Genomic DNA, 12912 nt, shown 5'->3' on the forward strand with positions numbered 1-12912 from the left:
CGTGCGTCAGTCGGGCGTCACACGCATTCCAACAAGCTTGCCCCAAATGTCTAACAGGGGGTCAAACCACTCAATAAGGTACACATGGCCTCTCGGTGGTCAAGCCCGGAGGCAGGCTTTGGGGGGAGGGTCGTGGCGTTGGTCCCCATATCAGGATCGCTTGGGCTACGGTTGACCAAGCTGTGGCGTAGTGTGCCGCGGCGGTCGTACGGAACCCATGTGAGGAGCCAACGGATGACCATCGCAGGCTTCTCGTTCACCAGCATCCAATAGAGTCCATGCCATGAGCCAGCCGGAATCCGCCGTCGCGGACGCCCAGGCGGGCGGCCCAGCGACGGATTCGCTGGCCGAGCTCGCCCGGCGCCATGGGCTTCGCCGTGCCATCGCACGGCCGAGCCTGCCGTCCTACGTTCGCCAGTTGTGGGCGCGCCGGCACTTCGTGCTCAAGTACGCGACCTCGCGGAATGTCTCGAAATATTCCGACTCGGCGCTGGGGCAGCTGTGGCAGCTGCTCACGCCGCTGCTGAACGCCGGCGTCTACTTCCTGATGTTCGGCGTGATCCTGGGCCAGCAGAAGGACATCCCGAACTACACCGCGTTCCTCATCACCGGCGTCTTCATCTTCACCTTCACCCAGCGCACGGTGACCGGCGGAGCGAAGTCGATCTCCGGGAACCTGTCCATGATCCGGGCGCTGCACTTCCCGCGGGCCGCGCTGCCGCTGGCCTACGCGGTGCAGGAGCTGCAGCAGCTGGCCTGGTCGATGGGGGTGCTGACGGCCATCGTGCTGCTCACCGGGGAGTCACCCACCATACGCTGGCTGCTCGTGCCGGTCGCACTGCTGCTCCAGCTGATCTTCAACGTCGGGGCCAGCCTGTTCATGGCCCGGGTCGGCGCGTTCGCGCGCGACATGAACCAGCTACTGCCGTTCATCATGCGCACCTGGCTGTACGCGTCGGGAGTCTTCTTCAGCATTCCGGCCCGGGTGGACGACCTGCCGGAATCGCTGAGCTTCGTCCGCTACGTCCTGGAGCTCAACCCGGTGGCGGCCTACATCGAGCTGATGCGGGACCTACTCATTCACGAGCACACCCCGCCACAATGGGCTTGGACGACTGCCATATTCTGGGCGGTGTTCGCGCTAGTTGTCGGCTTCTGGTACTTCTGGCGGGCCGAGGAGAGGTACGGCCGTGGCTGAGGCAGAGGTGGTGGCTCAGGCTGCCAAGGCTCGAGAAAGCGCCCAGGCGATGGAAAGGGTGTGGCCGGTGTCCGCCGAGGAAGCCCAGGCGTCACCTGTCGGCACTCCCACCGTCATCGTGGACGACCTCCACATCGTCTACAAGGTGTACGGCGCGGCCAGCGAAGCCGAGAAGGGCAACGCCGTCAACGCCCTGCTCCGCCTGGTCAAGCGCCAGGGCCGCCCGCAGATGAAGGAGATCCACGCCGTCAAGGGCGTCTCCTTCGTGGCCCGGCACGGCGACGCCATCGGCATCATCGGCCGCAACGGCTCCGGCAAGTCCACCCTGCTGCGCGCCATCGCCGGCCTGCTCCCCCCGCACAAGGGCGCCGTCTTCACCGACGGCCAGCCGTCCCTGCTGGGCGTCAACGCGGCCCTCATGAAGGAACTCACCGGCGAGCGCAACATCGTCCTCGGCTGCTACGCCATGGGCATGAGCCCCGCCGAAGTCCGCGCCCAGTACGACGACATCGTCGACTTCTCCGGCATCGGCGAGTTCGTCCAGTTCCCCATGTCCACCTACTCCTCCGGCATGGGCGCCCGCCTCCGCTTCGCCATCGCCTCCGCCAAAACCCACGACGTCCTCCTCATCGACGAGGCCCTCGCCACCGGCGACCGCGAATTCAAACGCAAGTCCCAGGAACGCATCATGCAGATGCGCAAATCCGCAGGCACCGTCTTCCTCGTCGCCCACAACCTGGACGTCATCGAGGAGACCTGCAACCGGGTGATCTGGCTCCACAAGGGCAAAATCAAGATGGACGGCGACCCCAAAGAAGTCATCTCGGCCTACAACAAGGCGTGACGATCCTTCGGATCGGCGGGCTTGGCGCGAGGTGGTAAGACGTACCAGGATGGGGGTGAAGAGATCAGTAACCCCGGCCATCGGAGAAGACTGTGCCTACGCCGCCGCCTATTCCTTACGATCACCTGCCCGAAGTTCCGGAACTGGACGTCGAGAGTGACGATGTCAGCGATGCCGTGACGCTGCCCAACGCGCACGTGTTCAGCGGGTGGGGCTTCACGGGGCAGAACCTGTCGCCGCAGTTGCGGTGGTCCGGAGCGCCCGAGGGGACGCTGAGCTACGCGGTCACCTGCTTCGATCCGGACGCGCCGACGGGGTCGGGATTCTGGCACTGGGTGCTGTTCGACATCCCGGCGAACGTGACAGAACTCCCGACGGGAGCGGGCACGGCGCCGGACTTCAAAGGGCTGCCCGAAGGGGCCAAGCACGCGCGCAACGACTTCTCGACCAAGGATTACGGGGGCGCCGCGCCCCCGCCCGGATGGCCGCACCGGTACCTGTTCGCGGTACACGCCCTGAGCGTGGAGTCACTCGGGGTCGACTCGGACACCCCGCCCGCCGTGGTCGGCTTCAACGTCACAGGCAACACCCTCGCCCGCGGTTTTATCGCACCTATATACGAAAGCTGATGCGCCAGCGCCCGCTGTTCCCTTATGATTCGAACGGAGATTCGATCTGAGGGAAGACCGCGATGCGCTGGGAGGGCGGGATGAGTGAGCTGGTGACGGCCATCGATCATTTGGCCGCCGAGGATCCGTCCGAACTACCGCGAGGCCTCCTCGCCGAGCAACTCGTCGAACTGCACTGGCAGATGGCCCGACTACAGGCCCAGATCGCCCGCCGCACTTCGGTGCGCCCTCCGGGAGGCGAGCGCGAGTACAACTGAACACGAACACGAAGGCCGGGCCTCCCCCCAGGGGATGCCCGGCCTTCTGCACAGATGTCTGGATGTACGGCTACGTTGACGTGGCCACGCCAACGTGTCCGGAAGATCGCTGGGGAGATTCGTGCGGCAGCGGTGACCACGCGCGAAAGCGGGACCAGCGCCGGCCGCCACGAGATCGGCTAGTTGGCGGGGGTCAGCGCGGGCGCGAGGCCGCCGACGAGGTTGGTGGCGGTGTCGGTGACGCTCTTGACCAGCGTGGCCGCACCCTCGCTGGTGCTCGCGAGCTGCTCGGCGGAGACCGTGTCGACGGCCGGCGCGACGGCGGGGGCCAGGTCGGCGCCGGCGACCTTCCCGGTGATCGGGGCCAGCGTGCCGCCGAGGTTCAGCCCGCCCATCGCGGGCGCCCCGGTGACGAGGTTGCCGAACTCGGTCACGCGAGCCACGTTCTCGACCGTGGCCTCGGCGCTGCCGACGACGTTCTCGACCGTGCCGACGAGGTCTTCGGCGGCCCCGGTGAGGCTGGCCGCGGCCCCGGTCACGTCCTCGACCGACTCGCCGAGCGAGGAGACGGACCCGTTCAGGTCGACGGGCACCGAGCCGAGCGAGGCCTGGAGCGTGTCGAGCAGCGTGTTCACGCCGACCGGCTCGGCGGCCATCATGCGCTTGCCCGTGCTGACGCCAGGAAGGCTACCGGTGACGCCGCCCAAGCCGCCGGTGAGGCCGCCGAGCGTGCCGGTGACCTGGTCGAGCGGGCTACCGCCGCCGCCCAGGAGACCATCGACCAGACCGCCCCCGCCACCACTGCCGCCGAGCAGACCACCGAGCAGACCGCTGATCGGGTCGCCGCCACCAGCACCGCCGAGCAGACCGCCCAGCAGATCGCTGACCGGGTCGCCGCCCGCGACCACCGCCGGCTTGACGTCGTGCGACTGCGCCACGGCGGGCGCGGCCATGGCCGCGGCGACACCGAAAGTCGCCACCGCGATGACGGCCTTGATCATTCGCTTCATGATTTGCCTTCCCGGTCTTATTCCGAATCTCGGGATAAGAGCTAAGAACCCCCGTGCACCGGCGCAGCACGCCGGCTGATTGGCTACTGAGCCGAATTTCTATCATCACGGAGCCGGAAGGAGAATCCGCAGCTCATCAGGGCCGGGCAAGCACCAACGCCCGGTAATTCCGGAAATGGAAGCGCTAAGGACCACCCTCTGGTCATCGGCATAGAGCCCGTTTTGGCGAGACATGCTCTGAGATGCTCCCCGGCCCGGGAGAAAGGCACGGTAAACCCGCCTCCCGAGCCTGGGGAACATATTTTCCGCCGCCTTGAATCGGATCAGGCGCTGAGCCGTGCGACCGGCACCGCCGGTTCGAACGGAAACCGGTCGGCGAAGGCCGGGCGCAGGTCGTCCAGCCAGACGGCTCGCGGGTCGTACCGCGCGAAGAACGGACGCCCGACGAGTTCCGGCTCTCTGGCCTGGATGAGGTGCAGCACGAAGACCCGCTGTCCCGCGATCTCGGCCACCCCGTCCAGGCACACCTTGCCGGGCGTAGCCGACATGGAGGGCCCTCTGACGGTCCGGCACACCCCGGAGACCTGGGCGTACGCGTCCCGGAACAGCTCGTACGCGCGCGCCAGCGGCACCGCGAAGTAGTCCTGCGGCCCGGTGTCCCGCTCCACGAACATGTAGTAGGGGATCATGCCGAGCGTGCTCTGCCGCCGCCACATCCCCGCCCACACCGCCGCGTCGTCGTTGATCGACCTGATCAGCGGCGCCTGCGTCCGGATCACGGCCCCGGTGCCCCTGACCCGCCGGACGGCCTCCGCCACCACCGGAGGCTCCAGCTCGCGCGAATGCGAGAAGTGCGCCATGAACGCGAGGTTCTTCCCGGCGGACACCACCTCCTCGAACAGCCGCAGGGTCGCGTCGGCGTCCGGATCGGTGACGAACCGCCCCGGCCAGTACGCCAGCGACTTGGTCCCGATCCGGATGGACTCGATCTGCTCCACCTTCAGTAACGGCTCCAGATACCGCCGCAACACCGGCTCCCCCATGATCATGGGATCCCCGCCGGTGAACAGCACGCTGGTCACCTCCGGATGCGCCTCCAGATAGCGCACCAGACTCTCCACATCGCCGGAGGCGAACTTCAGATCCGCGTCCCCGATGAACTGCGCCCACCGGAAGCAGTACGTGCAGTACGCGTGACACGTCTGCCCCTGCTTCGGAAAGAAGAGCACGGTCTCCGGGTATTTGTGCTGCATGCCCGGCACCGGCTCCGCGCCCACCTTCGGCACGTTGAGCGCCAGCTGCCCGGCCGGATGCGGGTTGAGCCGCCGCCGTACCTCGTTCGCGGCCTCGTTCACCCGCGCGGCCGGGGCGCCGTCCCGCAGCAGCCCGGCCAGGCGGGTCACGTCGGCGGCGGGCAGCATGTCGTCCTGCGGGAAGACCAGCCGGTAGATCGGGTCGTCGGGCACGGCTGACCAGTCGATCAGCTCGTCCACCACGTACGCGTTGGTGCGAAACGGCAGCACGGTGGCGACCGCGGCGGCGCGCAGCCGCGCCTCGTCGTCGAACCCGGCTCGGCGCAGGAGTCCGTCGAGGTGCTTGCTCGTATAGGCGCGGAAGCCTCGGGTCCCTTCGGTAAAGATCACTCGGCCTTCCCTTCTCGGTAGGTTTTTCCGCACTCGTGTAAACCAACTGTGTCTGTCAGGCGTCTATGCAACTCATATACCGGGTGTCGGGCGACTTAACCGGCACTTCCACGATTTAGCAAAGATCCCTGTCATGAAGTTGGCCCACTCGCGACATATCTCGAAACGCGGTACTCTGGCGGTTGTGACAGTCAACGATCCAGGTCAGCGCGCCTCCGACGCCGACCGTGACCGCGTCGCTGGGGTCATCGCTGAGGGGCTAGCCACCGGCCGCCTGACCAGTGCCGAGCACGCCGACCGTCTTGAGGCCACCTACACGGCCGTGACGGTCGGCGATCTCGTCCCGATCACCCGGGATCTACCCGACACGCTCCGTTCAAACGTCCCTACCGGAACGGAGAAACAGCGGGTTTCCGCCGTCTTCAGCAAGGTCATCCGGGGCGGCCGCTGGGTGCCCGGACGGCACACCACGTTCAGCGCCGTCTTCGGCGCGCTCATCATCGACCTCACCGAGAGCGTGCTGCCCGGCCGCGAGATCACCCTGGAGCTCAACTCGTTCTGTGGGAAGCTCATCGTCCGGGTCCCCGAGCACGCGAACGTGGTCGACGAGGGCAGCGCGCTGTTCTCCAAACGCCACGTCACGGGCGGCAAGACCGAGGACGGGCCGCTCATCCGGGTGACCGGAAGCTCCAGATTCGGGAAAGTGATCGTGTCCCGCAAGATCACCGACTGGAACATGCGGAGCTAGGCACCCCGGCGCCGGACCTACCATTCAGATTAGTGAGACTCTCGCCGCGGTGAATCGCCTGGTCGGCGGCTGTATTAATCAGAAAGTCGTGATCTGGACAGCCGCGGCGGCGAATCGCCCGGTCGGCGGCTATGCGGCTGTCTATGGGACGGGTTTCTGGTTAACAAGAGTCACCGATTGGACGGCGCTGTGTTCTCGATGGCCACTCATGGCGAGTGAAACCCTGCCCGTCGCGCTGGACGCGATGGGGGGCGATCACGCCCCGCTGGAGATCGTCGCGGGAGCCGTCCTCGCGGTGCGCGAGCTCGGCGTGCCGGTCGTCCTGGTCGGCCAGCCCCGGGTGCTCTACGAGGCGCTGTCCGCGCACGACGCCACCGGCGAGGTGCCGATCGTCCGCGCCGAGGAGACCCTGGCCATGGACGAGGGCGCGCTGGCCAGCCTGCGCCGCCCGCGCTCCAGCATCGCCGTCGCCTGCCACCTGCTCCGCCGCGGCGACGCCGCCGCCGTCGTCTCGGCCGGCTCCACCGCCGGGGTGGTCGCCACCGGCAAGCTCCGGCTACGCGCCCAGCACGGCGTGCTCCGCCCCGCCATCGCGGTCGCCCTGCCGACCCTGCCCCATCCGACCATCCTGGTCGACGCGGGCGCGAACGCCGACGTCAAGCCCGAAATGCTGGTGCAGTTCGCCCACCTGGGCGCGGCCTACGTCGAATCCGCTCTCGACGTGAAGACCCCCCGAGTTGGCCTGCTCACCATCGGCGCCGAGCCAGAAAAGGGCAACAAACTGGCGAAACGCGCGCACGAACTGCTCCAGGCCAGCCCCGGCCTGGACTTCAGCGGAAACATCGAAGGCCACGACCTGCTCACCGGCAAGGTCGACGTCATCGTCACCGACGGGTTCACCGGAAACATCGCCCTCAAAACCATGGAGGGCAGCGTCCGGTACGCCTTCGGCCAGCTCCGCGACACCGTCGCGGAAAGCCGCGTCGCCAAGCTCGGCGGGCTCCTCCAACGTTCCCGGATGCGCGAGCTCTACCGGCGGCTCGACCCGGAGGCGCACGGCGGAGCCGTACTGCTCGGGCTGAACGGAACCGTCGTGATCGCGCACGGCTCGTCCCAGGCCAGGGGGATCGCCTCGGCCTGCGAACTGGCCGCCCGGCTGGCCGCCGGCAAGATCGTCACCAGGGTCGGCGACCGGGTGGGCGCCATCCCGCGCTCGCATCGCCTCTGGGGATAACCCTGGCGACGGGAGAGACCGCGCGTCGCTAGGCTTGGAGCCATGACCGACCCGCAGCTCGTACTCACCGAAGGGGTCCAGCGGGCGCTGGCCGCCGCCTTCGGCCAGGAGTATGCCGCCGAAGACCCGCTGATCAGGCCGTCCCAGTTCGCCGACTACCAGGCGAACGTCGCGATGAGCCTGGCGCGACGGCTCGGGCGCTCGCCGCGGGAGGTCGCCCAGGAGATCGCCGGTCACATCGACATCCCCGGCCAGGTCGAGGTCAGCGGCCCTGGCTTCATCAACCTGACCCTGTCCGACGGCTGGCTGGCCGCGCAGTCCGGCGAGCAGCTCGCCGACGAGCGGCTCGGCGTCGCCACCGAGGCGCAGCAGACCGTCATCGTCGACTACTCCGCGCCCAACGCGGCCAAGGAGATGCACGTCGGCCACCTGCGTACCACCGTCGTCGGCGACGCCCTGGTCCGGGTGCAGGAGCACCTCGGCCACCGGGTCATCCGGCAAAACCACCTCGGCGACTGGGGCACCCCGTTCGGCATGCTCATCGAGCACCTGCTCGACATCGGCGAGGAAGCCGCGGTCGCGCAGCTGTCCGCCGGCGCGGGCAACGACTACTACCAGGCCGCGCGGGCCAAGTTCGACAACGACCCCGCGTTCGGCGAGCGCGCCAGGGCCCGGGTGGTCACCCTCCAGGCGGAGGACCCGGAGACCATGCGGCTGTGGCACATTTTCATGGGCGCCACCATCCGCTACTTCAACAAGGTCTACACCCAGCTGAACGTGACCCTCACCGACGACGACATCGCCGGCGAGAGCATGTACAACGCGGTGCTCGCCCAGGTCTGCGACGACCTGCAGGAACGCGGCGTCGCCGTGATCAGCGACGGCGCGCTGTGCGTCTTCCCGCCCGGCTTCACCGGGCGCGAGGGCCAGCCCCTCCCGTTCATGATCCGCAAAAGCGATGGGGGGTACGGCTACGCCACCACCGACCTGGCCACCATCCGCTACCGGGTCCAGGACCTGAAGGCCGACCGGCTGCTCTACGTGATCGGCGCCACCCAGGCCCTGCACATGCAGATGTTGTTCGCCTCCGCGCGTATGGCCGGCTGGCTGCCCGACCACGTCCAAGCTGAACACGTGCAGATCGGCAGCGTGCTCGGCAGCGACGGCAAGATGTTCAAAACCCGGGCGGGCAAGTCCATCAAGCTGCTCGAACTGCTGGAGGAGGGCGAATCCCGGGCCGCCGCCGTGCTCGCCGACCGCGACTACGACGCCGCCACCCAGGCCGAGATCGGCCAGGCCGTCGGCATGGGCGCGGTCAAGTATGCCGACCTGTCCGTCAGCCACGACAGCGAATACGTCTTCGACTTCGACCGGATGCTGGCCCTGACCGGGAACACCGGGCCTTACCTGCAGTATGCGACCGCCCGGATCCGCTCCATTTTCCGGCGGGGCGAATACGATCCCGCCTCGGCCCGGGGGCCCATCCGGATCGGGCATCCCGCCGAGCGGGCGCTGGCGTTGCAGCTGCTCGGGTTCGGGGCGATCGTCAGCGAGGTCGGGGCGGCCAGCACGCCTCACCGGCTCTGCGCGTTCCTTTTCGACACGGCCAGCGCTTTCACCACGTTCTATGAGAACTGCCCGGTGCTCAAAGCCGACAGCGAGGAGGACCGGCAGTCCCGGCTCGCGCTGGCCGCGTTGACGCTGCGCGTGCTCACCCAGGGGCTCGACCTGCTCGGAATCGAGGTCCCGGAGCGGATGTGACGGCGCGCCTTCGGGTAAAGGTGGGTCAATGACGTCTAGTCTTGGCGCGGTCAAGGGAGTGTCTGGCCACTTGGTCGCCCGTTGAACATGTCGGGCCGCCGGCCGTCGGGGAGCGAACGCTTGAGCATGGACGTCAGCACAGGGCACGCCGACACCTCGGGGTTGCACCGCTATGCCGAGGCGCTGCTGACCCATCTTTCGGCCGACGGCACCGCGCCGCCCTATCCGGATGTCGACGTGCCAGGATACTGGCTGTCACCGGCCGTGCAGGCGCTGGTCCACATCATGAACGGGGAGGACGCGCTCGAACCGCTGGCGCGGGCCGCTCGGCTCGATGGGGCTCGTACGTCGCTGTTCCTGTGCCTGGCGCTGGCGGTGTGCGGGCACGGGGATCGTATCCACGCGTCCTGGCTGGGGACCGCGTTCGGTGACCTCTCCGAGGACCAGCCCGTCACATCCGGGCAGCGGGCGCTGTGGCTGGCCGCCGCGCGGGGGGCGTACGGACCTGCGGGGAAGATCTTCGTGCTGCGGAAGCTGGACGCGATCGCCGTACCACCCGAAGACGAACTCTGGCTGAAAGCGCTCGTCCCGGGGCAGCCTGAGCCTTTGGTGCCGCCGTCGCTGGCCGATTATCCGGAACTCGCGGAGATTCCCGCCCTTGGCGGGCCGGTGCTGGCCGCCGACCGGCTCGCCCGGTTGCGCGCGCGATGCGAGGAGATCCTTTCGGTACGGCAGGCTGATGGCGCGGTGGTGTCGTCGAGTGCGGCCTGGCCGGAGATGGAACCATTGGCGGTGTTGCGGGCGCTCATCGGGGACGGTGAGATGGATGGGCCGTTGAGCTCGTTGAGCGGGCACTTGTTGCATGATGTGCAGCCCGGGGCTGATCCTCATCTGGCCGCGTTGGCGCTCCACGTGGCCGCGCCCGCCGTCAGGGCGGCGGCTGAGCGTCTCGCGGAGAGCACGCTTGGGGAGACGCCGGGGGCGGTGACCGTGCCGGTCCTCGGGAACGCGATCATCCTCCGGCCGGACGGCCCGGACCAGTCGACCCTGGCCGAAGCCGAACGCCTCATCATTGCCCGGAACTCGCCACGTCGTCCTGATCGGCTTGGCGGATATGTGTTGCTTGGCCTCGGGCTGAGCCTGATGCTGCTGGGACTGCTGTTCTGGCCGACCGCGATCGCCGGGGCCGGGCTGGCCGGGTGGGGGGGCTACCTCCTGCGGCGCAACCGGCGACGGGCACTCGTGGAGCTCGCCCGCATCGAAACCCAGCTCGCCGAACTCCACAGACTCGCAGACGGCGCCATCTGGGCCCTCCACGAATACGCCCGCGAATCCAAATCCCGCCGCGAATCCGCCACCACCGACCTAACCGCCCTCACCCGCCTCCTGCGCCGCGGCCCCCGCGCCGGCTAACCCCTCGTCCGTCTGGGGCGAAAATCAGCCCTTGCGCTCGAACGCAACGCCGCTGGGTACCCTTCCGGCGCTCGGGGCGGCGAGAGGATAGCGACGAGTGACCCAGCGGCGTTGCGTTCGTGGTGCCTGGTTTCCTTGTTACACGGAGGAGACCTCGACGTGGGACGGGGTCAAGAGGAAGACCTTCTCGGCGATACGCTCGATGCGGCCCTCGCAGCCGTAAGCCAAGCCGGCCGCGAAGTCGACCATGCGCGTAGCCTCAATCGTTGACATCGTTCCTACGTCCATCACGACGCTGTGGCCCTCCCGAAAGTGGCGGCCCACGGTGAGAGCGTCGTCGTACTTCTTTGGACGGACCATGACGATGCGCGCGGGCTCGCCCTCCGTCTGCCACCGGCGGGCCGCCCGCTCAGACGCTGGAATCCAGTCGTCTTCGTACTCTGCTTCGCCATAGGGCTCGTCATACTGCTCGGCCCCGCCCAGGCCAAGGTAGCTCGCTACCTTGCGCACTGCCCCCATCGGCTTCGTCCTTTCCGGGTTTGTCCCGACACTTGGGACGCTAACCGACCATTACCCATGGGCGAGCCGACACGCCACAGCATGGCATTCTTTTTGTAGGGTGCATAACATGCGTATCTTCACCGTCGATTCCTTCACCGACCGGCCGTTCAAGGGTAACCCCGCCGCCGTCTGTCTGCTGGAAGGTCCAGCAACCGCTTCGTGGATGCAGGGAGTAGCGGCGGAAATGCGGCATTCGGAAACCGCATTTCTGATGCCGAGGGAGGGGGAGACCTATTCGCTGCGATGGTTCACACCGCTGGTCGAGGTCGCGCTCTGCGGGCATGCCACGCTTGCGGCGGCACATATCCTTTATGAAACTGGGCAGGAAACCGGACGGATCGAATTCTCTACCCAGAGTGGGATTCTTTCGGTTGACCGCGACTCGTCCGGACTTATCACCATGGATTTTCCGGTCAAGCAGCCGACGGAATGTCCTGTACCGGAAGGTCTCACAGACGCTTTGGGGGCTGAGCCTGTCTGGGTGGGAAACAGCCAGTTCGACCTCCTGGTAGAACTGAACTCGCCGGAGACCGTCCGAACGCTGGTTCCCGATATGGCGGCGATCGCCTCGATCGACGTCCGCGGGGTGATCGTCACGGCTGTCTCACCGGATTCGGACGCGGACTTCGTCTCCCGATTCTTTGCTCCGAGGGCGGGGGTCGATGAGGATCCAGTAACCGGATCCGCGCATTGTGTCCTGGCTCCCTATTGGTCTCAGCGTCTCGCAGTTCACTCGCTGACCGGCCGGCAGCTCTCCGCCCGAGGAGGACTGGTCCGCACCACCCTCCGCGACGACCGAGTCGACCTCGCAGGCCAAGCGATCACAATCTGGTCAGGCAACCTCCACGTCTGAATTGTTGGCCCGTAGGCCCATTGAGCCCTTGGCCGTACGTCCATGCTGTGAAGGCTGAGCGCCGTAGCGGGTGGGCGGGCGAACACTCCGGCCGACCGTGATAGCGGGCCTCTAGTGAGCCGCTGGTCAGCGGCCATCGCGGGCGCGGTGGTCTCGGGCACGGTCTTATGTCGGCCTACGTGTCCGCCCGCCCACCCGCAAACTGACCCGCCGTACTCCGGTACGGCCTATAAAGGCAAACCCCTGCCAACAGCAAGAACGTAATAGACAACCTGCCCCAGCCCCCGAACTGCTCAACACCAGCACTCACGCTGCACCAGCGCGGTTTTGGCGCCGGGACGGCGAGAAGCAGCACCCACGCAAACGGCGCCGGATAACGGCGACTAACCCGGCCCACCAACCCCGGCAACCCCCAGAAAATACGAAAGCCCCAGCCGTTCTGGCTGGGGCTTTCGTTAAAGATTGTCCGGCGGCGTCCTACTCTCCCACACCGTCCCCGGTGCAGTACCATCGGCGCTGGAGGGCTTAACTTCCGGGTTCGGAATGTAACCGGGTGTTTCCCCACCGCTAAAACCGCCGTAACTCCATCAGACATGCTTGCAGTCTGAGAGTTACATAGTGGACGCGAGCATTTATGGTCAAGTCCTCGGCCTATTAGTACCGGTCAGCTCCACACGTTACCGCGCTTCCACACCCGGCCTATCAACCCGGTCATCTACCGGGAGCCTTACCCCCTCACAGGGTGGGAGACCTCATCTCAA

At 67.2% G+C, this 12912-nt stretch carries 12 protein-coding genes and 2 rRNA genes; 9 read left to right on the forward strand and 5 right to left on the reverse strand.

Annotated elements, in window-relative coordinates; translation table 11 throughout:
• Window positions 1-283: 283 nt before the first annotated feature.
• From ABGB08_RS06260 to ABGB08_RS06275, 4 genes are all read left to right on the forward strand, one after another.
• Window positions 284-1198 carry an ABC transporter permease gene (locus ABGB08_RS06260; protein ID WP_155361597.1) on the forward strand — a complete coding sequence of 305 codons (915 nt, stop codon included), beginning with the start codon at window positions 284-286 and terminating at the stop codon, window positions 1196-1198.
• A 49-nt stretch (window positions 1199-1247) separates the two neighbouring features.
• Complete coding sequence (locus ABGB08_RS06265) at window positions 1248-2042, forward strand: ABC transporter ATP-binding protein (RefSeq protein WP_347587251.1); 795 nt, start codon at window positions 1248-1250, stop codon at window positions 2040-2042.
• 92 nt (window positions 2043-2134) lie between these two features.
• Window positions 2135-2671, forward strand: a complete 537-nt coding sequence (locus ABGB08_RS06270; protein WP_347587220.1) for a YbhB/YbcL family Raf kinase inhibitor-like protein — start codon at window positions 2135-2137, stop codon at window positions 2669-2671.
• An 80-nt stretch (window positions 2672-2751) separates the two neighbouring features.
• On the forward strand, window positions 2752-2928 hold the full coding sequence (locus ABGB08_RS06275) for a hypothetical protein (RefSeq protein ID WP_170322050.1): 177 nt from the start codon (window positions 2752-2754) through the stop codon (window positions 2926-2928).
• Between the two features lie 179 nt (window positions 2929-3107).
• On the opposite strand, the gene ABGB08_RS06280 is transcribed toward ABGB08_RS06275, so the two are convergent.
• Both ABGB08_RS06280 and ABGB08_RS06285 read right to left on the reverse strand, forming a co-directional pair.
• Window positions 3108-3938 (reverse strand): hypothetical protein, encoded by an 831-nt coding sequence (locus tag ABGB08_RS06280; protein WP_347587222.1) that lies wholly within the window; start codon window positions 3936-3938, stop codon window positions 3108-3110.
• A gap of 323 nt (window positions 3939-4261) precedes the next feature.
• A complete protein-coding gene (locus tag ABGB08_RS06285) occupies window positions 4262-5581 on the reverse strand; it encodes a lysine 2,3-aminomutase (RefSeq protein WP_347587224.1) in 1320 nt (439 codons plus the stop codon).
• Window positions 5582-5765: 184 nt separating this feature from the next.
• On the opposite strand from ABGB08_RS06285, the gene ABGB08_RS06290 reads away from it, so the two are divergent.
• The 4 genes from ABGB08_RS06290 to ABGB08_RS06305 all read left to right on the forward strand — a co-directional run bounded on the left by ABGB08_RS06290 (window position 5766) and on the right by ABGB08_RS06305 (window position 10737).
• Window positions 5766-6329, forward strand: coding sequence for a DUF1707 domain-containing protein (locus ABGB08_RS06290; protein ID WP_347587226.1), 564 nt, complete (start codon window positions 5766-5768; stop codon window positions 6327-6329).
• Window positions 6330-6537: 208 nt separating this feature from the next.
• Entirely contained in the window at window positions 6538-7563 is a 1026-nt protein-coding gene (plsX, locus tag ABGB08_RS06295) for a phosphate acyltransferase PlsX (RefSeq protein WP_347587228.1), read from the forward strand.
• 42 nt (window positions 7564-7605) lie between these two features.
• Window positions 7606-9324 (forward strand): arginine--tRNA ligase, encoded by a 1719-nt coding sequence (gene argS, locus ABGB08_RS06300; protein WP_347587230.1) that lies wholly within the window; start codon window positions 7606-7608, stop codon window positions 9322-9324.
• Window positions 9325-9450: 126 nt separating this feature from the next.
• Window positions 9451-10737 (forward strand): hypothetical protein, encoded by a 1287-nt coding sequence (locus tag ABGB08_RS06305; protein ID WP_347587232.1) that lies wholly within the window; start codon window positions 9451-9453, stop codon window positions 10735-10737.
• Window positions 10738-10875: 138 nt separating this feature from the next.
• Here the strand turns inward: ABGB08_RS06305 and sepF are convergent, their stop codons facing one another.
• Window positions 10876-11256, reverse strand: a complete 381-nt coding sequence (sepF, locus tag ABGB08_RS06310) for a cell division protein SepF (protein ID WP_347587234.1) — start codon at window positions 11254-11256, stop codon at window positions 10876-10878.
• Window positions 11257-11365: 109 nt separating this feature from the next.
• Between sepF and ABGB08_RS06315 the strand changes: the two genes are divergently transcribed.
• Window positions 11366-12151, forward strand: a complete 786-nt coding sequence (locus ABGB08_RS06315; RefSeq protein WP_347587236.1) for a PhzF family phenazine biosynthesis protein — start codon at window positions 11366-11368, stop codon at window positions 12149-12151.
• Between the two features lie 464 nt (window positions 12152-12615).
• On the opposite strand, the gene rrf is transcribed toward ABGB08_RS06315, so the two are convergent.
• Together rrf and ABGB08_RS06325 are read right to left on the reverse strand one after the other, a co-directional pair.
• Window positions 12616-12732: ribosomal RNA gene (gene rrf / locus ABGB08_RS06320) — 5S ribosomal RNA — on the reverse strand.
• A 53-nt stretch (window positions 12733-12785) separates the two neighbouring features.
• Window positions 12786-12912 (reverse strand): 23S ribosomal RNA (locus ABGB08_RS06325); the annotation flags it as partial.

The sequence above is a fragment of the Acrocarpospora sp. B8E8 genome, assembly GCF_039871605.1.
Lineage (GTDB): Bacteria > Actinomycetota > Actinomycetes > Streptosporangiales > Streptosporangiaceae > Acrocarpospora > Acrocarpospora macrocephala.

Coding starts and splice junctions, on each gene's coding strand:
- ABGB08_RS06260 (WP_155361597.1), top strand. CDS start 284: ATGAGCCAGCCGGAATCCGCCGTCGCGGACGCCCAGGCGGGCGGCCCA.
- ABGB08_RS06265 (WP_347587251.1), top strand. CDS start 1,248: ATGGAAAGGGTGTGGCCGGTGTCCGCCGAGGAAGCCCAGGCGTCACCT.
- ABGB08_RS06275 (WP_170322050.1), top strand. CDS start 2,752: ATGAGTGAGCTGGTGACGGCCATCGATCATTTGGCCGCCGAGGATCCG.
- ABGB08_RS06280 (WP_347587222.1), bottom strand. CDS start 3,938: ATGAAGCGAATGATCAAGGCCGTCATCGCGGTGGCGACTTTCGGTGTC.
- plsX (WP_347587228.1), top strand. CDS start 6,538: ATGGCGAGTGAAACCCTGCCCGTCGCGCTGGACGCGATGGGGGGCGAT.
- argS (WP_347587230.1), top strand. CDS start 7,606: ATGACCGACCCGCAGCTCGTACTCACCGAAGGGGTCCAGCGGGCGCTG.
- ABGB08_RS06305 (WP_347587232.1), top strand. CDS start 9,451: ATGGACGTCAGCACAGGGCACGCCGACACCTCGGGGTTGCACCGCTAT.
- sepF (WP_347587234.1), bottom strand. CDS start 11,256: ATGGGGGCAGTGCGCAAGGTAGCGAGCTACCTTGGCCTGGGCGGGGCC.
- ABGB08_RS06315 (WP_347587236.1), top strand. CDS start 11,366: ATGCGTATCTTCACCGTCGATTCCTTCACCGACCGGCCGTTCAAGGGT.